The organism is Paenibacillus sp. JT31N7 (assembly GCF_059692095.1).
Window position 1 is genome coordinate 775,473 of sequence record NZ_JCAUAT010000001.1, and the last position, 21,492, is coordinate 796,964.

20 protein-coding genes are annotated in these 21,492 nt (G+C 50.6%); 5 read left to right on the forward strand and 15 right to left on the reverse strand.

Going from position 1 to position 21,492, the window contains the following annotated elements; all coding sequences use genetic code 11:
• Positions 1-3: 3 nt before the first annotated feature.
• The 7 genes from cntC to AC58P5_RS03305 all read right to left on the reverse strand — a co-directional run bounded on the left by cntC (position 4) and on the right by AC58P5_RS03305 (position 7,049).
• On the reverse strand, positions 4-897 hold the full coding sequence (gene cntC, locus AC58P5_RS03275) for a staphylopine uptake ABC transporter permease subunit CntC (RefSeq protein ID WP_497384540.1): 894 nt from the start codon (positions 895-897) through the stop codon (positions 4-6).
• A complete protein-coding gene (gene opp1B / locus AC58P5_RS03280) occupies positions 898-1,830 on the reverse strand; it encodes a nickel/cobalt ABC transporter permease (RefSeq protein WP_497384542.1) in 933 nt (310 codons plus the stop codon).
• Positions 1,831-1,884: 54 nt separating this feature from the next.
• Complete coding sequence (cntA, locus tag AC58P5_RS03285) at positions 1,885-3,489, reverse strand: staphylopine-dependent metal ABC transporter substrate-binding lipoprotein (RefSeq protein WP_497384543.1); 1,605 nt, start codon at positions 3,487-3,489, stop codon at positions 1,885-1,887.
• Between the two features lie 25 nt (positions 3,490-3,514).
• A complete protein-coding gene (locus AC58P5_RS03290; protein WP_497384544.1) occupies positions 3,515-4,831 on the reverse strand; it encodes an opine metallophore biosynthesis dehydrogenase in 1,317 nt (438 codons plus the stop codon).
• Positions 4,832-5,653, reverse strand: coding sequence for an SAM-dependent methyltransferase (locus AC58P5_RS03295; RefSeq protein WP_497384545.1), 822 nt, complete (start codon positions 5,651-5,653; stop codon positions 4,832-4,834).
• A gap of 26 nt (positions 5,654-5,679) precedes the next feature.
• Positions 5,680-6,513, reverse strand: coding sequence for a histidine racemase CntK family protein (locus AC58P5_RS03300; RefSeq protein WP_497384546.1), 834 nt, complete (start codon positions 6,511-6,513; stop codon positions 5,680-5,682).
• A gap of 227 nt (positions 6,514-6,740) precedes the next feature.
• Complete coding sequence (locus AC58P5_RS03305; protein WP_497384547.1) at positions 6,741-7,049, reverse strand: maltose acetyltransferase domain-containing protein; 309 nt, start codon at positions 7,047-7,049, stop codon at positions 6,741-6,743.
• A 322-nt stretch (positions 7,050-7,371) separates the two neighbouring features.
• On the opposite strand from AC58P5_RS03305, the gene AC58P5_RS03310 reads away from it, so the two are divergent.
• The 4 genes from AC58P5_RS03310 to AC58P5_RS03325 all read left to right on the forward strand — a co-directional run bounded on the left by AC58P5_RS03310 (position 7,372) and on the right by AC58P5_RS03325 (position 11,255).
• Positions 7,372-9,612, forward strand: a complete 2,241-nt coding sequence (locus AC58P5_RS03310) for a PQQ-dependent sugar dehydrogenase (RefSeq protein WP_497384548.1) — start codon at positions 7,372-7,374, stop codon at positions 9,610-9,612.
• A gap of 356 nt (positions 9,613-9,968) precedes the next feature.
• Positions 9,969-10,505 (forward strand): TetR/AcrR family transcriptional regulator, encoded by a 537-nt coding sequence (locus tag AC58P5_RS03315; RefSeq protein WP_497384549.1) that lies wholly within the window; start codon positions 9,969-9,971, stop codon positions 10,503-10,505.
• Positions 10,506-10,579: 74 nt separating this feature from the next.
• Positions 10,580-10,891, forward strand: coding sequence for a DMT family transporter (locus AC58P5_RS03320; RefSeq protein ID WP_497384551.1), 312 nt, complete (start codon positions 10,580-10,582; stop codon positions 10,889-10,891).
• 13 nt (positions 10,892-10,904) lie between these two features.
• The gene (locus AC58P5_RS03325; protein WP_497384552.1) at positions 10,905-11,255 is read left to right on the forward strand and encodes a DMT family transporter; all 351 of its coding nucleotides are present in this window, start codon (positions 10,905-10,907) and stop codon (positions 11,253-11,255) included.
• A 271-nt stretch (positions 11,256-11,526) separates the two neighbouring features.
• Here AC58P5_RS03325 and AC58P5_RS03330 read toward each other — a convergent pair whose 3' ends face one another.
• Entirely contained in the window at positions 11,527-12,270 is a 744-nt protein-coding gene (locus AC58P5_RS03330) for a DUF4184 family protein (protein WP_497384553.1), read from the reverse strand.
• A gap of 72 nt (positions 12,271-12,342) precedes the next feature.
• Positions 12,343-13,104 (reverse strand): class I SAM-dependent methyltransferase, encoded by a 762-nt coding sequence (locus AC58P5_RS03335; RefSeq protein WP_497384554.1) that lies wholly within the window; start codon positions 13,102-13,104, stop codon positions 12,343-12,345.
• Positions 13,105-13,377: 273 nt separating this feature from the next.
• Between AC58P5_RS03335 and AC58P5_RS03340 the strand changes: the two genes are divergently transcribed.
• Complete coding sequence (locus tag AC58P5_RS03340; RefSeq protein WP_497384555.1) at positions 13,378-14,253, forward strand: pentapeptide repeat-containing protein; 876 nt, start codon at positions 13,378-13,380, stop codon at positions 14,251-14,253.
• 439 nt (positions 14,254-14,692) lie between these two features.
• Here AC58P5_RS03340 and AC58P5_RS03345 read toward each other — a convergent pair whose 3' ends face one another.
• The 6 genes from AC58P5_RS03345 to nikA are packed head-to-tail and all read right to left on the reverse strand — an operon-like array spanning position 14,693 to position 21,431.
• Positions 14,693-15,394 (reverse strand): class I SAM-dependent methyltransferase, encoded by a 702-nt coding sequence (locus AC58P5_RS03345; RefSeq protein WP_497384556.1) that lies wholly within the window; start codon positions 15,392-15,394, stop codon positions 14,693-14,695.
• A 32-nt stretch (positions 15,395-15,426) separates the two neighbouring features.
• On the reverse strand, positions 15,427-16,290 hold the full coding sequence (locus tag AC58P5_RS03350) for a DMT family transporter (RefSeq protein WP_497386020.1): 864 nt from the start codon (positions 16,288-16,290) through the stop codon (positions 15,427-15,429).
• 19 nt (positions 16,291-16,309) lie between these two features.
• Positions 16,310-18,028, reverse strand: coding sequence for a nickel ABC transporter ATP-binding protein NikE (gene nikE / locus AC58P5_RS03355; protein ID WP_497384557.1), 1,719 nt, complete (start codon positions 18,026-18,028; stop codon positions 16,310-16,312).
• Positions 18,028-18,921, reverse strand: coding sequence for a nickel transporter permease (gene nikC / locus AC58P5_RS03360; protein WP_497384559.1), 894 nt, complete (start codon positions 18,919-18,921; stop codon positions 18,028-18,030). Before nikC ends, nikE begins: the two co-directional genes overlap by 1 nt.
• Positions 18,918-19,862: a nickel ABC transporter permease gene (nikB, locus tag AC58P5_RS03365; protein WP_497384560.1), complete on the reverse strand. Its 945-nt coding sequence runs from the start codon at positions 19,860-19,862 to the stop codon at positions 18,918-18,920. The genes nikC and nikB overlap by 4 nt, the downstream gene beginning before the upstream one ends.
• A complete protein-coding gene (nikA, locus tag AC58P5_RS03370) occupies positions 19,863-21,431 on the reverse strand; it encodes a nickel ABC transporter substrate-binding protein (protein ID WP_497384561.1) in 1,569 nt (522 codons plus the stop codon).
• Positions 21,432-21,492: the final 61 nt, after the last annotated feature.

Consider the following 21,492-nt stretch of genomic DNA (forward strand, 5'->3'; position numbering starts at 1 on the left):
GGATTAAGCCACCCCATTTCCTTGAATCGCCGTACCGGAAGCGATGGTCTGACCTTGCAGCTTTTGCTTGGAAGTCCTTAATTTAGGATCTAACGCAGCTTGGAGCGCATCGGACAGAAAGTTGACGGCCGACACGACAAGAACGATCGCTAAACCCGGCGCTAACATAAGTTCCGGCTTCGAGAACATGACTTCCCTGGCCTCATTTAACATCATGCCCCACTCTGCATTCGGAGCTTGAACGCCTAAACCGAGGAAGGAGAAGCCGGACAACTGCAAAATCATGGAACCGAAAGAGCTGCTTGCTAGAACGGCAATGTCGGGAAGCGAAACGGGCACAATATGCTTGATCATAATTCGAACGCTGCCGGCGCCAAGCGCTTTAGAGAACTTCACATAGTCCGCTTCGGCGTATTGCAGGACAGACGTTCGGATGACGCGGGCAAACCATGCCCATTTCGTACATACAAACGCGATCAATATATTTTCAAAGCCTACGCCCACAATACCGATCACGGCCAAGATCATGACATAACCCGGAAAAGAAAGCATCACATCGCAAATCCTCATCACGACGGCATCTGTTCTTCCCCTGAAATACCCGGCAATAAAGCCGCAAAAGGCACCGATCCCTACCGTTAGGATCAAGGCGGCCATCACCCAAAGCACGCTTGGACGGATCCCGTAAATTAATCTGGATAAAACACAGCGCCCCAGGTGATCGTTGCCTAACAGATATTCCGGCGACGGACCCGCAAACCGAAGATCCATATGCACTTCCCCGGGAGCATGCGGCGTAATCAGAGGGGCAAAAATCCCTGCCGCGATGGTTGTGACGATAATGAATAAAGATAGGACAGCCGGCTTGTCTTTCCATATCGATTTAAATCGTTTCATTTACATCCCCTTCCTTAGTTTGGGATTCATCGCCGCAAGAATCATGTCCGACAAGGTATTGAACAGAACGAAGGCCGCCGCCAATACAAGGACATAAGCTTGGATGATCGGGAAATCCCGGCTAAGAATGGCTTTGACACTTAACGTACCCAGCCCGGGCCACGCGAACAGGTTTTCTACAACGACCGTACTTCCCAGAATAATGGGGATGGCCATACAAAACACGGAAACGGCCACCTGAAGCGAATTTCTTAGGATATGCATCGTTATTTTCCTCTCCGGTAAACCGCTTGCCCTGCCGTACAACACATAGTCCTCATTCAACTGGCCGATCATGGAGCTTCTGACGATCCGAAAGTATATGCCTGTGTAACTGACGGTAATCACGGTAACCGGTAAAAGATAACTTTGGAAAGAGTCCATGCCGCTGGTCGGGAGAAGATCCAAATGGACGGAAAAATACCACGCCATGAGCGACGCGAGCCAGTACGGCGGCATAGAAGTCAGCAAAAACGAGACCCCTCTAACCGATTTGTCCATCCTTTTCCCTTCTTTCCATGCGCAGATCACGCCTAGGACAATAGATAGGGCAACAATGGCAGCCATCGAAACCAGCGTCAGCTTTAAGGTATTCAGAAAAGCGGGTCCCAGCAAGGACCACACCGGTTTTCCCGTGACGTACGAATGGCCGAAATCGAGCTGCAGGCAGGAAACGAGCCAGTGGAAATAACGGATTAGAAACGGCTGGTCCAGTCCGAGCGTCCGTTTCGTTTCCGCGATTAATTCTTCGGTTATATCCGGCACGCCTTGCGCGTGCAGGACCACTTCGGCCGGGTCCAAAGGAGACAGATGATTTAGAACAAACGTCAGAAAGGATATGATCACAAGCAAAGGAAGCGATAGTAAAGCTCTTTTGAGGATATAACTGCCCATAGCCCTCTCCTTTTTTATACATGGCACGAAGGGGTCTCCCTGTGCATTCATTAGCTACTCAAAGTACATTCGCTCAAACGGCAGCTCGTATTGCGTTTGCTTAAACGAGATCCCTTTCAAATTTTTGGGAGCCAGGACGGTGACGCTGCCATTGGTAATGGGGATAAAGACACCTTCATCATGGACAATTTTTAGAATATCCGCGTAGTACGATTTCCGTGTCTTCTCGTCGGCGGACACCATCACATCATCGATTTTCGTGTAGAGTTCGGCCGCTTTCGGTATGCCCTTGGTTGTATGCAGATAAGAGCCTTCCGAAGTAAATGCGGCAACTGTACTTTGCGGATCGTACGCGAGCCCCCATGTTTGATTGAACAGCAAATCATAGTCTCCCGTGGCTCTTCTTTTCGCGATAGAAGAAGATTCTTCGCCGATAAGGTCCAGCTTAGCCCCGATTGTTGTCAACGTATGTTGAAGGAATTCAGCCTGCGTTTTTTGGGAGGAAGAATTGACGTCGTAGTAAAGCTTCATGGCTAACGGGTTTCCGGCTTTGGTTCTGATTTCTTTGCCACTCTCCAGGCTCCAGCCCGCTTCTTCCAAAATCTTTTTCGCTGTTTCGGGGTCGTAGCCCCGCTTCTTCAAATCGACGTCCGCATACGGGACATTGGAGGAGAACAGAGTGTTAGCCGCCGTCTCCATCCCGCTAAAAATTTGCTTGCTGACGGTTTCCCGGTCGATGGAATACCAGATGGCCTCGCGAACGGCCGTTTCATGTACGGGGCCTGATTTGCTGCTGTTGGCCACGATCATTTTCGTATTCATCGCTTTACTTCTGACAAGCTGGAAATCGCCCGAACGAACGAACTGATTCATCGCTTCCACATCAATACTGTCCGCGCCTCGATCATCCGTAAAGATAAAATTGACTTCCCCCTTTTTCAGCGCCAAAAATGTCATTTCCCCTGCCGGAAGAACTTTCGCCGTCACTTTCTTCACTTTAGGCGCGCCGCCCCAGTAGGTTTCATTGGATTCAAAAGTGGCGTACTGATCGGTTTTATGCTCTGTGAGCTTATAGGGTCCCGTGCCGTTGTGTCCGTTCACGCCATCCTTGGTCCCCCCGTTAACGAAATTTTTGGGGGAGATGAACACGTAAGGCCTGGTCATCGACAATTCCAATAAAGTCGGATAGTAGGGCTCCGATAGATTCAATTCCACCGTAAACTCATCAAGCACCTTACAGCTCACGATTTTAGTGGATAGCTTGATCCAGGAATGCTTGCTTGCATTTTTTTGCACGGCTTCGATGTTCTTCTTCACAGCCTCCGCGTTAAACGGCTCTCCGTCGTGAAAGGTCACATCTTTTCTCAGGTGAAAGGTGTATGTTTTCCCGTCCTTTGAGGTTTCCCAAGATTCGGCCAGCAGCGGCTTCATTCCGTCTTCCGTATTTTCGACTAACGATTCGTACACCATTCCCTGCGCCGGCATTGAACCCGTATACAAATGGGGATTCATATCGTTAATATCTTTTGCCGTGGCGTATACCAGTTCTTTACTTTGTTCCGTGGGCCCCGTTTTTGCAGCCTTTCCGCCGGTGCAGCCTGCCAGCAGGGCAATGGAAATCATTAAAGCAGCTAATAAAACCGCTATTCTTTTCGTCATGTCGTCTCCTCCAGTATGCAGCGTACTATATGTTCTTTGATCCCAACCTTGTTTCTATTTCACTGCGTATCCTCTTCAAGTCTTCTTCAAAGCTTTGCACGGTGAATGCATCCGACAACAACTCGTCCTTTAGCCTATGTCGGGCCGCTTCCTCTATTTTCCGCTCGTAAGTTGCAATGAATGTATCGATCGTTGGACAGCTTGAATCTACAAATCTCGCGATGCCTTGTATGATTTTTATTCGGTAGTAATCTTCCTTCGGCATGCGCGGGATGTCCCAGTACCCTTCATGGTTCACAAAGATTTGCCGAATGGGGACTGCCGAGAAATCGAAATATTTCCCATCGGGATCCGGCTCGGAAAAAGGATCGATCAACAGCGATGTATACCGGATGTATACCAAATACTCTTGATGGATCGTTTCGAAATGAAGAAAGTTTTCGATCTCGTGACGCGATAAGCTTTCCGGCCGCACCGGATAATTATCGTCTGTCATGAACTTAAGCAAGTTAAGGCCGTCTATATTTAGCTTGCGGATAAGGGCCGTCATCTCTTTCCAACAGGCCACCATATCACGGATTAAACCGGGTGTAATGGGACCTTCGGGAAACATTTTGTATACAAATTTCTTGGGAGCCGCTTCTCCGAACAGGACATTTAACGAAAAGTCATTCATAAACAGAGGCGGGTGGACATATAAGGAACTATTTCTCGTTTCCGCTTCGAATGGAGAACGCATGATTTCCAAGGTTATCCCTAGTGGTTCATACAACGTACAGAGCTTCGTCACATGATCGGATGGAGCCTGCGTCGAGCCAATGAACACTTTTTTCTTGATTCCTGTCGTGATGACCTGATCGGAAGGCTTGTCGTGCCTCCAGCGCGTATCGCCAAGATAGGTGGAAAAGCTAATAATTTCCGCATCCGCACGAATATCTGTCATGTAGTGGCGGATTAAGCTGTTGGAACCGAAGGTCGGAGAAATTAAGATCACACACCTTACTTGCCGTAAAAGCTGTTGAGGAATTTGTTTGAGTACGCCTATGTAAGCATCCGCTGTAACGGACAAAATTATGGTATCCCATCTTCCGGTAATGCTCTCATATCCGTGAAAAACATCATCGATGACGCACTCGCCCTGCAGCCGCCGGTGTTTTTCATTTTGAATGTCTGCGCGGACACGCCGGTTGCTCTGCTTAAGTGCCGCAAAAAAGTGTTCGGAACGCGCAGACTCTCGACCGGCGATTCCTACGCGGCAGTTCGTATATTTTTTCAGCAGGACGGCCAATTGAATCGAAGCCGGACCCGTTCCCAATACTAAGACTCGTTGAAAATCACCCATCTAACCCTTCCTCTCCCCAAATGAAGCCTGTGCTTTTTGATACAAAGCGATATCGAACACATGACCGGGACGTAAAATCGTTTCAACCAAGCTCCATTTGCGGCTATTCACCTCTTGCATGGGGTAATTGAATAACGATTTCAAGCCGCCGCCGTATCTCATGGCCACAATTACATCCCGATTGGTCAGCAGATCCAATTGGTCCAGCAGTTCGTATTTAATGGCAACCGTTGAGCTGAATATGATGTGAGTCACCTCTTGTATACCGTCCAGATGCTCTACGAACACGTTCTCCAGCCTGATTTTTAATCCGCTTCCCAACTCCTGTACAACTCTTCTTCCAAGTTCTACAGCCTCCCTGTCAATATCGATGCCGATCACTTCCGCACCCGTTTGCTTTGCTATGTACAGCGGCGTCATGGGGAATGAACCCGAGCCCACCAATAACACTTTCGAATCGGCAGTCACTTGAAAGCTTCCAAATTCCTTTTCGATGCATGATTCTATATTTCGAAAATACCCCGTCCTTTCCGCGTCTCCATTCAGCAGCTTCCATGCACGGTATTTTTCCATAATCGCGACGCAAAACGCCGACGTCTTCCTCAAATCTTCCACAAGCCGGGACATATGGCCGGGGTCTTGCCGGTTCAATTGTTGCCAGGATTCTTCGTTTGCCCCGTTCGTAATAAAAGCGGAATAGTCATCTAGGATCGCCTCTAACTCGGAGCTTCGCTGGACGGTACCTTCATAACGATCTGCTAAAAGCGCAAATTTTGCTTGAAACTCGGTTAAAGTTCGTTGAAATTGCTCGGTTGTACGCATACCTTACTCCAATCCGGTTTAGGATGTTAAACATCAATAAAAGCTCTGCCTTGGGCTACAATTCCAACGGATCCTTCAATGGTGAGGCTTGTTACCTCATCTTCCTCCCATTCGGCCATGACAGTCATAGTGCCGCCGGGCTGCTTGATTTGCGCAGAAACGGCCCCCTTGTTTTTCCAAGACAGGAAGGCACCAAGTGACGCCGTGCCGGAGCCGCACCCTCTTTCCCAAATCATGCTATCCAAGGGAGGGACATAAATGAGCGGAGCCAATTCATCCGAATCTGCCTTAAATAACAAAATGCCGATCACGCTGGCTTCCGAAGTCGCTCCAAGCAGCTTCGCTAAGGTTTGTGCCCGACTTCTCACTGTCTCATTGAAATGATCGACTTCGATCACAATATGTAGAAAGTCAGGATATCTCACCGTGACAATTTCCAAGTCATCGCCTTCAAACTTGATTGTCTTCCGATCGATTTTTTTGGGCACGGGCATGGCAAGCCGGCACACGTACTCTTCCTTGACTTTTTTCACCTGACAGGTGACTAACTGTTCCGTTCCGGAAGCTTCGAGGACAATTTCCATGAAGTCGTCAGGATTCATTTCTTTTTCAGAGGCAAGAAAAGCGGCTAAAGACATGCAAGCATTCCCGCAAAACTCACCTCCCGCCATTCGTAAATTTGCATCGGCTTCATATTTGCCGGGTTTTTCGATGAAGCCTACTTGTTCGGCGTACACACTGTCGTAGGACATCATTTTAGCTGCGATGGGCTTATACTCCTCAGCCAGGTGATTCGTTCTCACAAGAATGGTCATATTCTGGGTGGGATTGCATTTTACAAAGTCAATTTCACGTTTCATCAGACAACTACCCCTGGACCGATTTTTTTAAAAAATGAAAGATCATGTCGTTTGACCATAACTTAATCGTAATCGTAACGATTACTATTATCATACTCACAATGCAGGACAGCGTCAATAACATAAAAAAGATGCCCCAATCGGGCATCCAAGGTTCCGTTTTATTGAGTTAAGCTAAAGGATTGCCGCCTTTGCTCGAAACTCTTCCCGAAGAAGATATGCGGCCCTTACGATCCGGCAAACAGGAAAAACCCGCTTCCGCGGAAGCAGGTTTTTGCGGCGGTTCCGGCTTTAGGCATATTGTATCCGTAATCGCAGCGGAACGGGGGTTCAATAAAAAAGACTTTGCCCGTACATCCCAGAAGAGGGCGGAGCAGTTCGTTCCGTTTCTCGACTTCGCCGGGACGCAGGACGTTGTAGTCGAATAAGACTTCCTTGGCACGCTGCCGTTCGAGCAGAAGCTCCTCTCCAAAAGCTTTATAGGGTTTACCGGCCAGCATCTTTTGTTTCTCGGTCATAGGCTTCGGGTCCGTCATCGTGTCTGAACTCCTTTGGGTTTCGAACGTCGTAGGTGTCTAATTTACGCACTTTATGGATTTTCTTATCCTCCGCGGGGATATCTTTCAATTGCTCCTTCATACCGTACCTCCTAGGATGTACCGGCACGTTATTTACGTGTAACACGTTTACCCTGTACCGCAAAAATGATAAGCGTTTACATTTCGTATATATACCTTTTACTGGGATTTATGGTAGAATGAATTACGAAAGTATAAGCGCTTTAACTTTTGAAAGGAGGATCGCCTTCGTCTTTAAGCAAACCCTTAGTGCCATTCCAAACCAAAAGGACGTGTGGGAATGATTACGCATTGCAAACAGGTTGCTTTAAGTCTTTGCTTTTGTCTTCTATTTGTTTTAATACCCGTACCGGGATCGGCCAAGGCCGAAAGTGTGCCGGCTCCCTGGAAGCAGCAAAACATCGGTTCGCCCGCTCTGGCGGGCAGCGCCTCCTATGACCCGGGTGCGGGCCGTTTTGAAGTTAGCGGCTCCGGCACGGACATATGGGGCAAATCGGACCAGTTCAATTTCGTCTATCAGCCCTGGACGGGAGACGGCTCGATTGTAGCTCTCGTTTCCTCGCAGACGAATACCCACGATTTCGCCAAAGCGGGCATTACGATCCGGGAAACGCTGAAGCCGGATTCCAAACATGCCGATCTGCTTCTGACGCCTTCCAACGGATTCACGTTCCAGTATAGAACGGAAACCGGCGGCACCTCCGAGAGCGAGAAAATCGCTTCGACCAGCCCCGCCTGGGTTAAACTGGAGCGCAAAGGAAACGTCATCCGGGGATACGTGTCCAACAACGGGCTGAACTGGGGCGACCTGGGGACGCTGACTTTAAAGATGAACGCCTCCGTGTTTGTCGGCCTTGCCGTCACCAGCCACAGCACGTCCAAGCTGAGCACCGCCACTTTTACTAATGTGACGGTAAACGCGGCGGGCGATGTGTTTCCGCCGACCGAACCGACGAACGTTCAGGCCAAATCCGTAACCGATACGTCCGCTGAAATCGCCTGGACTCCATCGCTGGACGATGTCGGTGTCACCGGCTACGATTTGTACAAGGACGATGTTTTGACCCAGGCGAACGTTACCGGTACTTCTTATACCTTTACGGGCTTAAAACCTGCCACCTCTTACCGGTTTACGGTTAAGGCCAGAGACGCGGCCGGTAACAGCTCCGCAGCCAGCGCTCCTCTGACGGTGAAGACAACCAGCGGGTCCGATACGGAGAGCCCGGCCGCTCCCGCCGGACTTGCGAGTTCAAGCAAAACGTCCACGTCCGTCCAGTTAACCTGGACGGCAGCGACGGATAACGTAGGCGTGTACGGCTATGATATTTTCACGAACGGGAAATTGGCCGGCAGCACCGATAAGACCTCATTCAACGTGACGGGGCTTGCCGCCAATACCTCCTACAGCTTCACGGTGAAAGCCCGGGATCTGGCCGGGAACGTATCCCCCGCCAGCAAAGCGCTGTCGGTTAAAACGAACCCGGCCTCTTCGGAACCGTACACGCCTGAGGTCGTCGCTTCCAATCTGGAAACGCCGTGGGCGGTCGACTTCGCGCCGGACGGCCGGATTTTTTTCACCGAACGCAACAGCGGAAGAGTACGTGTCATCGTGAACGGTCAGTTGAAATCCACGCCGGTCATTACGCTGGGAGCGCCTTTTTACTACATGCCCAAGAGCGAGGGCGGTCTGCTGGGACTCGCGCTAGATCCGGACTTCGCCGACAATCATTATATGTACATTTACCATTCCTACAAGACCTCCGATAACAAAGTAGCCAACCGGGTGGTCCGGTTGATCGAAAGCAACAATACCGCCAAAATCGACAAGGTCCTGATCACGAACCTTCCCGGGGCGGTGTATCACAACGGCGGCCGTCTCAAAATCGGCCCGGACAAGAAGCTCTATTTCAGTGACGGCAACTACGGCAACAAGGACGACACGCTAACCTATCTCGGAGGGAAAATATTCCGGCTGAATCTGGACGGCACGATCCCGTCCGATAATCCGTTCGGCGCTTCTTCGCCGATTTACAGCCGGGGGCACCGGAATCCGCAAGGATTGGCCTGGCAGCCCGGAACGAACCGCCTTTTCGAATCCGAGCATGGAGAAGCCTCCAAAGACGAGATTAACTTCATTCAACCGGGAGCTCATTACGGTTGGCCGCAGTACGAAGGCGGAAATCAGAATCAACCGGGCATTACGCCTCCTCTCCTTTACGCCAGCGGTACAACTTGGGCGCCTTCCGGCATCACGTTTGTGACCAAAGGGCCGTGGGCGGGGAATCTGCTTGTCACCAATTTGAAGGGCAAACAGATTATCCGCATGACCGTCAAGGAACAGAACGGCAAGCCCGCCATCGACAGCGGGAATCTGAATTATTTGTACGTGAATAAATACGGCCGCATCCGCGACATTGTCGAAGCTCCCGACGGCTCGCTTTATTTCGTAACCAGCAATAACGGGGACAAGAACGGAGACGGGACACCCGATAAACTGGTCCGGTTAGCGCCTAACTTTTGAACATAGCGTGCGAATGAGAAAAGAGCGGGATCCCCCCGCTCTTTTCTCATTGCAGACAAACTCCCTTGTTTCCATCCGAACCAAGTTTGTTCATTTTTTCAGCTAACAAAAGAAGAATTATAGTGGAGGTAGACCTACACCACCCAACCTTCAGAGCCGGGCGGCTAACTTTTTGAGGTTCATGCAAGCAAAACGAGCATCGTTTGCATCGAAACTTTACATTAAGGGATAAGTTGGATGTCTTTTTTATTCAACAATCGTGCCAGATTGTTGAACTAAGAGGACTGGTCGACTTTACTAAATGATTTCAAGTGTTATTATATATATAACGATCATTATAAAAAGGAGTGCACATCATGGCATCAAAGAAAAGAGAAGCTATATTAAATACAGCAGAAACTTTGTTTTATGAATATGGTTTTCACTCCATTGGGCTGAAAAGAATCATAGCAGAGGCTGATGTAGCTTTAATGACTTTTTATAATCATTTCTCCTCTAAAGAAGATTTGGTTGTGGAAGTATTAAAAAAGAGAGAACTTTATTATTGGAATCTTGTAAGGCCACAAAATAGAGATCCTGAAAAGTGGGATATAGACGATGTGATGAATGGTCACGCTAAATGGCTGACCGAAAAAGGGGAAATCGGTTGTATTTTTTTACGAGCGTTGGAAGAATATCGAGGAAGAAGCGAAGCGATAGAAAAACTTACCATAGATCATAAACAGGCTTTTATGGACTATTTAAGAGATGTGCTATCCCAAAATAACCGTTCGCCAGATTTATATCTTCGTATCCAAACCATTATTGAAGGATCTACTTCCATGGCTGAAATAATTGGGCATGAAAAAGCGATAAAAGAGGCGAGGAGATTGTTAAAAACAATAATAAAATAAAAGAGAAGATCTTTTATTTTTTAGACAAAAATAGAATGATCGTTATATCTAATTTATGAAGGGAGTATTATTCTTTGGCTTATTTATATTTGTTTATTGCTATTTTGTTAGAGGTTTTTTCTTCTGTTCAGTTAAAATTGTCGCAAGGATTTCAAAGATTCTGGCCAGCTTTATTTACTTTAATTGGTTACGGTACGACCTTTTATTTTTTAGCATTGTCTTTAAAAAGTCTTCCCATGGGGATTGTTTTTGCAACTTGGTCAGGTATAGGAACGGCTTTTACCGTTTTCATCGGAATTCTTTTTTTGAAAGAAAAAATAACCATGAAATCCATAACTGGATTATTCGCTCTACTCTTGGGAGTATTTCTGCTAAATTTTGTATGAAGGGATGGGTACAATGTTAGAGAAGCACACTCTTTATTTAACAATTGCTATTGCATGTGGAATAACGGGCGGGACGTTTTTAAATTTGTCTGACGGATTTTCTAATGTATGGTCAACAACAGGCGCGTTGTCTTTTTATTTTGTCGCTTTTTTACTCTTATCTTTTTCTATGAAGGTTGTTCCTTTATCGATTGCCTATGCCGTATGGGGTGGGACTGGAGCAGGTGTGCAGGCTGTTATAGGCATAGCATTTTTTAATGAAAACATATCTGTCATCAAAATCATATCGTTGCTTTTAGTTGCACTAGGCATTGTGCTCATAAACATTTCGAAACCGATTGATCAAAATGAACAGCAGCAATAAAGATGTTCCTCAAACGGGCACGATTATGGAAGATGATGGTTAAGGATTTTGAATCGTTAGTCATTTCATGGTGTAGCAAACCGACGATGACGTGTACGGCATCCCGAACGTTCGAATTAATGATCTTGTGTAAATTCCGAAAGGAACTTTGTCTTCAGGCTGAAAAGAGCGGGATTCCCCCTTACTTTTTCACCTCATTTTTTGCTTCTATTTGCTTCTCTTCGCCTCCTTTTTAAAGCCGCCTGACGGCGGGCTATTCGTTGAAACCGGTTCAACTTAAGCCGTTTCTGCTTACGCTTTTGCTAAAAAACAGGCAAGCCAGTAGAACGGCAAGCATAAGGGAGCTAATCGCCGGAACGACAAGCTGCAAAAGAAGTTCAAGTCCTTTGCCGTCCACTACGAAAACAGCCGCGATCGCAAAAATCAAGATAAACAGGGCCAGAACGGTAAACCAGAAAGGTTTGCCGGAAACCCGCGATCTCTCCTCCACCGGTACGCGTAAATGCCGATGTATCCACCAGGCCGTCCCTATCAACCCGATCAGCGTGCTTCCGTGCTGCGCCGCTTTGTATACGGGAACTTCCAAGCTTCCCGCCGTTATCGTTCCGCTGAGGAAAGAGATATGGTTGACCAGCCAGGCGCCTTTGTGCGTGAATTGGTCCCAGAGCAGGTGGGTGCCGGTGCCTGCCAGGCCCAGAACCGCGACGGTAAGCCAGCCTTTAAAAGTAGCGGGAATTCCGCCTTCCCTTCTCCAGCGGTAAGGAAACCGGCGGGGCAAATAATCGTAAAGCGCCGGCCGGACAACGGTTTCGAAGAGCAGAAACAGCACGAGGATCATCGGAAGATTAAAAAAAATGATCCCCGCTCCATGGTGACTCCAAACACCGGCGGCCCGGAACCGGACAAAATATTCGAAATCCGGAGACATGCACCCGATAATCAGAGCGGATACCGGAAGTGTCGTTTTGTTCCACCACGGCATAACCGCGACGGGATGCGCGAACGTAAAAGGCATGGCTTTCCTCCTGCCTGCTACAAGGGTTTAAGAAATCGGGAGAGCCTTCCATTCAGGAAGGCCCCCTGTTGTTTATGCAAGCCGGGCTTTTATAATGAAACGGTGCTGTGTCGTTTCAAAATAACCCTTTTCTCCGATAATCCGGTGAATTTCGTACAACTTCTCCAGATAGAGGTTCTGCTCAAATCCGGGAACCTGCCAAGGTGTGGCATTCAAATAATAAATCAAGCTGCCGATATCGTAAAATCTTTGCGGAATGAATTCTTCTTTGCCCGTTACGATGTCAAAGCCGTTTGCCCTTAAACCTTCCACTGCCCTATCCAAATTCCAGCCGCTGAATTCTTCGTTCAGCGGAACGCCGAAATATTCATTCAGCTCACGGCAGTCCAGCCCGCCCGACTGCTGGGTCAGAAAAATACCGTCATCCCTGACGATTCTCCTCATTTCTGCCGGGCAGTAGATTTCGTGTTTGTTCAGAATCAGATCGAAGTGCTTGTCTGCAAAGGGCAGCTTGGAATCCTGCCCGATCCCAATCACTTTTACCCCGAGCGGCTCCAGTCTTTGCCTGGCTACGGGCACATTGGGTGCGTAGCTTTCCGTCGCATATACCTGATCGGGCAGCGGTCCCAGCATTGACAGGATTTCTCCCCCGCCCGTTCCCATATCCAGCATCGTAACGGCGTTCCGCACAAGCGGAATAGCCATGCTCCCGTAAGACCAGGAAAGCAGCCCGCTGTCTATACGTCCCGTTCCGGTCATTGATGTGAAATCCCACCCGGTGAAATCTTGATTAGCGCCGGTTACGAAATCCAGAAAAAGTTTATCCATTGTCATCGAATACCTCCTGTGAACTCATTGGTTTACGAATTCTATTCAAATGAGCCCGGTACCGGAGGACCTCTTATTCTCAGGCAAAGGAGTTATATCTCATGCTCCAGCAAATTTAGAATCACACTTGCTATCCTCCTTAAGCGGCAGCCCGGCGTCTGTCAGAAACAACCGCTTTTTTGGTTTATAAGAAAAAAATCCTTTCGCTCCGGGCGGATCTGCCTTTAAAATGGAGGTTGGCTGCTATACACGCATGGTTAAACGAAGGGAGTAACTACAATGTCTCAACCTCACGAAAATCCGGAAACGGGTTCCTATAAAAGCCCGCAGGGGCTCCTGTCCGACTGCGAGAAATGTTTCGGCCTGTGCTGCGTGGCGCTTCCCTACGCGGCATCTGCCGACTTTGCGAAAGACAAGGACGCCGGCCAGCCCTGTCCCAATCTGCAGCAGGATTTCCGCTGCGGCATTCACACCAGCCTGCGCCAGCAGGGCTTTAAAGGCTGCACGGTCTTTGATTGCTTCGGCGCCGGACAGAAGGTTTCGCAGGTGACCTATGCCGGACAAGACTGGCGTCAGGTCCCCGGGTCCGCGAAGCAGATGTACGAGGTGTTCCCGGTCATGCGGCAGCTTCACGAGCTTCTGTGGTACTTGTCCGAAGCGCTGACTCTCCAGCCCGCCCGCTCTATACACACTGAGCTGCGCACCGCGCTGGACGAGACGGAACGCCTCACTTTCCTCGCACCGGTAGCTCTTCTGGAGCTTGACGTCTCCGCACACAGAGGGAAGGTCAACGAGCTGCTTTTGCGGACGAGCGAACTCGTCCGTGCCGACGCCGCGAGCCGGCGGAAAGGCGGTACACCGCGCCGCAAAGTCGGCCGGGGCGCCGACCTCATGGGCGCGAACCTGAAGGGAGCCGATCTGAGCGGCGCCAACTTGCGGGGGGCGTACCTCATCGCCGCCGATCTCCGGAACGCCGATCTGAGAGGGGCTGACCTGATCGGCGCGGATTTCCGGGACGCCAATCTCGGCGGAGCCGATCTCCGCGGGAGCTTATTCCTCACGCAGGCCCAGCTCAATGCGGCGAGAGGCGATGCGCGCACGAGGATTCCGGCAGCGCTCGTCCATCCCTCGCACTGGCCTGCCGCCGGGCATTGAACGACACGGCGGACGACAGTGCGAGCAGGGTTTAAACGAGAGCATGAAGCTCGCTCGTAAGCGGCGGAACGGCAAACCTGCTGCGGAATGTTACGGGAGAAGAAGTACCGCGAACCGAATCGGCTTACGTTCCCGAACGCTCTCTTTTATACAGTATATAACTTTCCTCTTGCAATTTACAAAAAACGGATAATGCCGGTCGGATTCCGATTTAATAATAAGATATAGAAGCCTTCTCTATAAACAAACGTATTAAAGCAAAGCTAAAAGGCGTGAGTCGGCAAAGTACCCAACTCATGCCTTTTAGCACCTAACTGACCTACTTTTTGGAGTCACTTCCCGATAAAATCTGCTTTTTATGACCTGCTTACCATAAACGCATGGAGGGAACCATCGATCGCGGTCCTCCTCCTTATTGTTTGTTTCTAAATTACTTTAATTATGTGCTTTTGGGACCGTCAGGCGCCTCGAATCGCAGTACATACGCCTGCTCGTAAGCATATTGAAGATGGTCGGCCACACGTTGGTACCACCTTTTGCCCGGAGACAAATCGAGATACCATGTCGGGGTCATGCGCCGGATGCCAACACGGAAACCCTCTTGAAAGAACACTTCTGCTATGTGGTCGAGGGTATGCTCCTGCATGGGGATGGAGGCGTTGCTGTTAATCCGCTCTTGGATATAGGGCAGACTTGGATTTTCGCTGTAATCGGCGAAGGTAGCATAATAAACCCCTCCCGGCTTTAGCGCCCTCTTCATCTTCCTCGCATGTTCTCCGAGATCGGGAATCAGATACAGCACCGCTAAACTGAAAGCCAGATCAAATCGTCCCTCGAATTGTTCCGGCTCCGCAGTGGCCACATATTGAATCGGCAAATCACCTTTACGGCTATTGGCCACCTCGACCGATTGACGCGCCAGGTCGGTGCCGATGCCTTCCTTGAAGGGTCTCTGCTCGTAGAGCAGCCGGAGGAACCCCCCCTGATTGCAGCCAAAATCCAGTACGCTGCACTGCGAGAGGTCCTCTTCCGGGATAAAGCTGAGCACCCGTTTCCAGTGGGGAATATGATCGTTTTCCATCCCCTGGTCACCCTCTTCATGATGCTTCCACCAAACATCGTACAAAACATCCTGATTCATTCGCTTTTCCTCCTTGTTTCAACGGACACTTTCTACATTCTAAGCTTTGTCTTAGGACTACCTTGGCGATTCCCTCCGAACAATACCATGCAGCCGGCTACAATCAATACACCGCCTGCGACAGTCAGCAGGTCAGGAACCTCATTCCAGAACAGATACCCGAATAAGACGTTCAGAAATAACCCGAAATAGCTGACTACCTGAACAATTACCGCATTCTCATGGGTAAAGGCCTTCGTCAGGAACAACTGACCCAGCAGCGAGACAAGCCCGATAATCAGCAGCATGACAGCCTCCCGGGCATCCGGTATAACAAACGAGTCCCACATGAAGGGAACGGCAACCAGCGTAGAGGTCGCCACAAAATAAAACACAATCTCATAAGTTGGATGCGTCCTGCTCAGATATCGTATCGATATGCTCGCTGCCGCGGAGAAAAAAGCGCTGAGTAATCCGACGAGCGCATAGACCGAGTAACTAGAATATTCATGCGGTTTCATCAGCAGAAGCGCCCCCGCGAAAATAACAGGAAATACCACCGCTCCCCTGCGACTCAGCTTCTCTTTCAGAAAGAGTACGGATAGCAATGCTACGAAGATAGGCGCCAGCTGTGCCAAGAGACTCGCGTCCGTGAGCGGTATGTTGGATAACGTGTAAAAAAAGGCAAGCATATACAGGCCGCCGCTCAGCCCTCTTACCGCGAGCATCGGAATGCCCTTCCTTGAGAAGGCTACTCCACTGCAGCGCATCAAGATCAAGATGAGGAGGGTTCCTATAAGTCCGCGGAAAAACGCAATTTCGGCGGCGGGGATGGTACTGCTGATGCCTTTCACCAGCGCGTTCATCACACTGAACACGAGGGAAGACAGAAGAGAAAGCAGGATTCCGTTTTTCATATTCACCTCAGACTGCATCCTATTCGCGCATAAACGCCGAAACCAGCTGGCGCGTGTAAGGATGACGTTCTTCACTGCAAAGCTGGTCGACAGGGAAACGGTCAATAATTCGGCCTTCCTTCATTACCAGGATACGGCTGCACATGCGCTGAATAACAGCAATATCGTGAGAGATGAACAAGCAGGACATGCCGAGCTCCTGTCTTAACTGCTTCAGCAAAGTCAAAATTTGCGATTGTACGGTAACATCCAGACTGGAAGTGGGCTCATCACAGATGAGAAGCCTGGGTCTAAGCAGGATAGCTCGGGCGATGGCCACCCGCTGGCGCTGCCCCCCGCTGAGCTCATGGGGGTACCGGTCTCCAAGCGTACGCTCTAGACCGACCATCTCCAGCAGCTTTGCGGCCGTGTCTCTTCGTGACTGCCCCCTCCCTGCAAATTCCGAAAGATCATTCTTTTGAAAATTATCGAGCGGCTCCACAATAGAACGCCAAATGGGCAGCCGGCTGTTCAAAGATGAAGCGGGATTTTGAAAGACGGCCTGTATATTTTTACGTACCAACCGCAGCGCGCGCCCTGTAAGAGCATTCAAGGATACTCCGTCAAAAATCACGTTTCCCGCATCCGGCCGCTCCAGCGCTAACAGCAGCTTGGCGACCGTGCTCTTACCGCTACCGCTCTCCCCGACCAGCCCTAGACATTCCCCTCCATAAATTTCAAAAGAAATTTGCCGGACAGCTGCTTTCTGCTCGGTCTTGGCGTCGTAGCTTTTTACAAGTCCAACGGCTGTCATTAAAGGTTGAACGGGAGCCGTCTGATTCTCACATAAGCCATGATTGTTCTCCGTGCTCGTTAACCTGCCATGAGGTATGATCCGTGGACAAGCATCCCACAATTGCTGCGTATAGTGATGCCCAGGCAGCCTGCAGATTTCAGCCGTTCCCCCCATTTCCAACAATCGCCCCTCCCGCATAACAGCCACCCGGTCGGCAGTACGGTGAACATGGCGAAGATCGTGGGAGATAAACAGCACCGCGCATTCCGTTTGGGCGCGAAGTTCATCCAGCAGACCAAGGACCCGGTCAGCCGAAAGCGCGTCCAACGCTGTAGTCGGCTCATCCGCGATTAACAAGGCGGGTTGCAGCATAAATGCCGCGGCGAGCGCGGCCCGCTGCAGCTGGCCGCCGCTGAGCTGGAACGGATAGCTGTCGAACACACGCTTCGCGGGCAGCATTACCCTCTCCAGCCAGCTCAGCGCCAGAGTCTCCGCGTCTTGCGACGGCATCCTTTGATGGACACGGATCATTTCGGTCAGCTGAGTGCCGATTTTAATCAATGGAGTAAAGCTGCTTTGATAGTCCTGACTCACCCAGCCGATCCTGGGGCCAAGCAGCCCTTTTCTTTTCCTGCCCCGAAGTGTCAGAAGGTCATCTCCTTGAAAGGTGATTGTTCCCAGAGCTACCTGGAGCGATGAAGGCAACAGACCCGTAATGGCCGACGCGGTCACACTTTTGCCGCTCCCGCTCTCCCCGACGATGGCCAGCGTCTCCCCTTTGCGGATGGAAAAGGATATATCTTGGATAATGGGCAGAGACCGATCGCTTCCACTCCTGCAGATACATAACTCCTTTATAACCAGTACCGGCTCATCGGATGATGGGGTTACCTGCTCAAGTTCAATTGCAGACAATGAAGCGCCGATAGCTCCCGGGGACCTTTCTTCATGCTCCGTACGCATCACGAATACCTCCTCTTACGGTGGCTGTGACGGTCGCTCTGAACATCAAGCGCATCCCTCAAACCCTCGCTTAGCAGATTCAATGCGATTACAACAGCCAGAATAGTGACCCCCGGATAGATCATTAACTGCGGCGCCGCCTGGAAATAGGGCCGGCCTTCGCTCAGCATAGCCCCCCACTCGGGAGCGGGAGGTTGTACGCCCAACCCGAGATAAGATAATGCCGAAATAAGAAGGATTGTCCTTCCCACATCCAGGGCAGCCAGTACGGCCAGCTGGGAGGCGATATGCCGGATGAGATGACGCCGAGTCACCGCCCAAGCGGTACTTCCGGCGACGATTGAAGCCGAGATATAATCTTGATTCTTCTCGGACATTACGGTTCCGCGTACCACCCGTGCGTAGCCGATCCACTTGACGCAGGAGATGGCAAGCATAACCTTCATCAAACCCGGCCCCAAGAAACCCGTAACCGTAACGGCAAGCAGAAATTCGGGAAGAGCAGCCGCAGCGTCGGCCAGTCTCATGAAATAAGCGTCCGTGCGGCCGCCCCTATAGCCGGAAAGAATGCCAATCGGAATGCCGATCAGCATAACCACCGTCACGACGAGAAATGAGAGGCCCAGCGTGACCGATGTGCCCGCCAGAAGTCTGGACAGAATGCACCGGCCTAGATGGTCTGTACCGAGTGGGTACTGCAGGCTAGAGGACTTCAGCCGCTCCGACATGCTGATCAGCAGCGGATCATGGGGGGCAAGCCATCCCCCGAACAAGGCCGTCAGGAGAAACATGGCGATCATCAGCATCCCGACGCAGGCCATTCGGTTATGACGCAGCCTGTTCCATGTAGTGTTAGGAGCGAATGCGGTGTTATCCACAATGCGACCGTTCATGCTTCTCTCCCCTTCGAATAACGAATCCTGGGATCCATATACCCCAAGCTGATATCCGACAGCAGATTGGCAAGACCAATGCACAGACCTGAAAACAGAACATACCCTTGAATGATCGGATAATTACGCTGAGTAAAGGCTTCCATCGCAAGGCTGCCGAGACCCGGCCAGCCAAAGAGAGATTCTGTGACGACAGAACCGGCCAGCAGGCTGCCGACGCTCAGCCCGAAGAGCGAGATCACCGGAAGCAAAGCGGCTCTAAGCGCATGGTTGACCATAATCCTCCATTCCGGGATTCCCCTCCCCCGTGCCGCCCGGATATAGGGCTGCGAAAGGGTGTCCAGCAGCCCTGATCGCAGCAGCCGGATATACTCCGGCGCCATTACAAAACCCAGCGTAAGCGATGGCAGGACCAGATGCAGAAGATCTCCTCCGCCCATGACCGGCAGCCAGTTCAATTGGTAGGAGAATAGATAGATAAGCAGCAGTCCGAGCCAGAAGGTCGGCATGGAGATGCCCAGCAATGCGATCACGCGGCTGATATGGTCCGGCCAGCGGCCTTGATACTTAGCCCCCAGTACGCCGAGTGGAACTGCGGTCAGCAGAACGACAAGCATGGCTCCCGCCATCAGGAAAAACGTAGCCGGCAGACGTTCTAGGAGAATATCGAACACATCCCGGCCTGTCGTATAAGATTGTCCGAGATCCAGCCTTAGTACACCGGCAAGCCACCTTGCATACTGCTCGTAAACGGGCATATTCAGACCAAGTTTCTCTTGTACGGCCGCCACATCCACTGCGGATACCGCCCCTTCGTCCGCTTTCAGCACAGCCCGCACCGGATCGCCGGGTGCCAGTTTCATCAGGACAAAGGTAACGATACTCAAAAAGAAGAGAACACAGGCGAAATACGCCATCCGCCTTGCCGCAAGCTTGATCATCTAGTTCACATCCAGCTTATTCGTGACAATGTAGAACTCTTCCGCTCCGGGTTTCCACCCGCTGATTCCTTTGTTTATCCCTACCAGTATATTCGGATAAATAATATAGGAATGAGGGATAGCTTCCGCAATGGCTTCAACGGCCTGCTGTGTGAGCATATTGCGCTTGTCCACTTCCCCCGTTTCGTTCAGTGTCTTCAGCACAGGAGTAAGCTTCTCGACGTTAACCCCGGCGGGGTTAAAGGATTCACCCGGCACATAGGCCGAATTCAGGAACGAGCTCCCATCGCCGCGTGGCGAGGTTAGGTAACTTGATGTCGAAAGGTCCCAATTGTTGTGATCCTTTATATAGACATCCGGAAATTCTACCGAATCGATCTTTAGCTCGATTCCCGCTTTGGCCGCCTCCGATTGGAGCAACTGTGGAATCAGCGGGAGCTCAGGGTTAATTCCGCTGAAGGCAATCAGCTTGAGAGTAAGCGGTTTGCCGTCCTTCTCCAGCTTGCCATTCGCGTTTTTCTTGTATCCTGCACTTTCCAACAGTTGCAGTGCCCCTTGCGGGTCGAGCTTCTGATAGCTGCCTTTCCTGCCGAATGGCAGTGTGCTGTTAAACGGTCCGTTCGCAGGAAGCGCATGACCCAACATCACGTCTTTGACGATAGCATCCCGGTCGATGAGTTTATCTATCGCTTCTCTTACCCGAATGTCTTGAACCGTGGCGCTCTTCGGGTTATACGTAAAATAATGCGTACGGAGACTGGTAACCGATTGTATCGAAAGCTGTCCGTCTTGCTGGATCGCCGCCAGCGCTTCGGGAGCCAAATGATACACAATACCCGCCTGCTTGGACTGTAAAGCCAGCGTCCGTACGTTAGCATCGGAATTAAATTGATACTTGACTTCGCTGAGCTTGGCCTTACCGTCCCAGTATTCGGCGTTACGCACCAAGGTAACCTCTTTCCCCGGAATAAAGGAGGCTACTTTGAATGGCCCCGTACCCACCGGTGATTTATTGAATGCTTCCTTTCCCACAGATTTCTCGGCCGCTGTACTTATGACGCTTGCTGTCGGATGAACCAGCTCAGCCGGAAATGCAGGGAACGGTTCCTTGGTTTTAAAAATCAGCTCTTGTCCGTTTGCTTCAATGGACTCTAACTTCAAAGAAGCGGACAGGGCCGCGCTGTCCGCGATTCCCCGCTCGAATGACGCTTTTGCGGCGGCGGCATCCAGCTTAGTGCCGTCCTGAAAGAAGATCCCGTCACGCAGGGTAAACGACCATATCCGGAAGTCCTTTGTCTCCCACTTTGCGGCGAGCCAAGGCACCACCTGCATCTTTTCGTCCAGACGTACCAGCGTTTCCGAGACACCCGCTCTGAGGGGAACCCAGTTGTTATGCGGGTCCAACGTATCGCTCGGGACACTGTGGACGACGGTTAATTTCTTGGCGGCTTCCCGCTGCGCTGTATCGCCTGTCTCAGACGGTTGTCCTTCCCGCTGCGGAGCGGCTTGATTACAGCCGGTTAACAAGAGTACCGCACACAGCGCGATCATGGCTGAAGTCGTTCTCAACCCGGGCCGGCTTCCCCCTTTTCGTTTGAATAAATCATGCATCCTTCCCTTACTCCTCCCT

Coding starts and splice junctions, on each gene's coding strand:
- AC58P5_RS03310 (WP_497384548.1), top strand. CDS start 7,372: ATGATTACGCATTGCAAACAGGTTGCTTTAAGTCTTTGCTTTTGTCTT.
- AC58P5_RS03325 (WP_497384552.1), top strand. CDS start 10,905: ATGTTAGAGAAGCACACTCTTTATTTAACAATTGCTATTGCATGTGGA.
- nikE (WP_497384557.1), bottom strand. CDS start 18,028: ATGCGTACGGAGCATGAAGAAAGGTCCCCGGGAGCTATCGGCGCTTCA.
- nikC (WP_497384559.1), bottom strand. CDS start 18,921: ATGAACGGTCGCATTGTGGATAACACCGCATTCGCTCCTAACACTACA.
- cntC (WP_497384540.1), bottom strand. CDS start 897: ATGAAACGATTTAAATCGATATGGAAAGACAAGCCGGCTGTCCTATCT.
- AC58P5_RS03335 (WP_497384554.1), bottom strand. CDS start 13,104: ATGACAATGGATAAACTTTTTCTGGATTTCGTAACCGGCGCTAATCAA.
- AC58P5_RS03295 (WP_497384545.1), bottom strand. CDS start 5,653: ATGCGTACAACCGAGCAATTTCAACGAACTTTAACCGAGTTTCAAGCA.
- AC58P5_RS03345 (WP_497384556.1), bottom strand. CDS start 15,394: ATGAATCAGGATGTTTTGTACGATGTTTGGTGGAAGCATCATGAAGAG.
- AC58P5_RS03315 (WP_497384549.1), top strand. CDS start 9,969: ATGGCATCAAAGAAAAGAGAAGCTATATTAAATACAGCAGAAACTTTG.
- AC58P5_RS03350 (WP_497386020.1), bottom strand. CDS start 16,290: ATGAAAAACGGAATCCTGCTTTCTCTTCTGTCTTCCCTCGTGTTCAGT.
- AC58P5_RS03340 (WP_497384555.1), top strand. CDS start 13,378: ATGTCTCAACCTCACGAAAATCCGGAAACGGGTTCCTATAAAAGCCCG.
- nikB (WP_497384560.1), bottom strand. CDS start 19,862: ATGATCAAGCTTGCGGCAAGGCGGATGGCGTATTTCGCCTGTGTTCTC.
- AC58P5_RS03300 (WP_497384546.1), bottom strand. CDS start 6,513: ATGAAACGTGAAATTGACTTTGTAAAATGCAATCCCACCCAGAATATG.
- AC58P5_RS03290 (WP_497384544.1), bottom strand. CDS start 4,831: ATGGGTGATTTTCAACGAGTCTTAGTATTGGGAACGGGTCCGGCTTCG.
- cntA (WP_497384543.1), bottom strand. CDS start 3,489: ATGACGAAAAGAATAGCGGTTTTATTAGCTGCTTTAATGATTTCCATT.
- AC58P5_RS03330 (WP_497384553.1), bottom strand. CDS start 12,270: ATGCCTTTTACGTTCGCGCATCCCGTCGCGGTTATGCCGTGGTGGAAC.
- opp1B (WP_497384542.1), bottom strand. CDS start 1,830: ATGGGCAGTTATATCCTCAAAAGAGCTTTACTATCGCTTCCTTTGCTT.
- AC58P5_RS03305 (WP_497384547.1), bottom strand. CDS start 7,049: ATGACGGACCCGAAGCCTATGACCGAGAAACAAAAGATGCTGGCCGGT.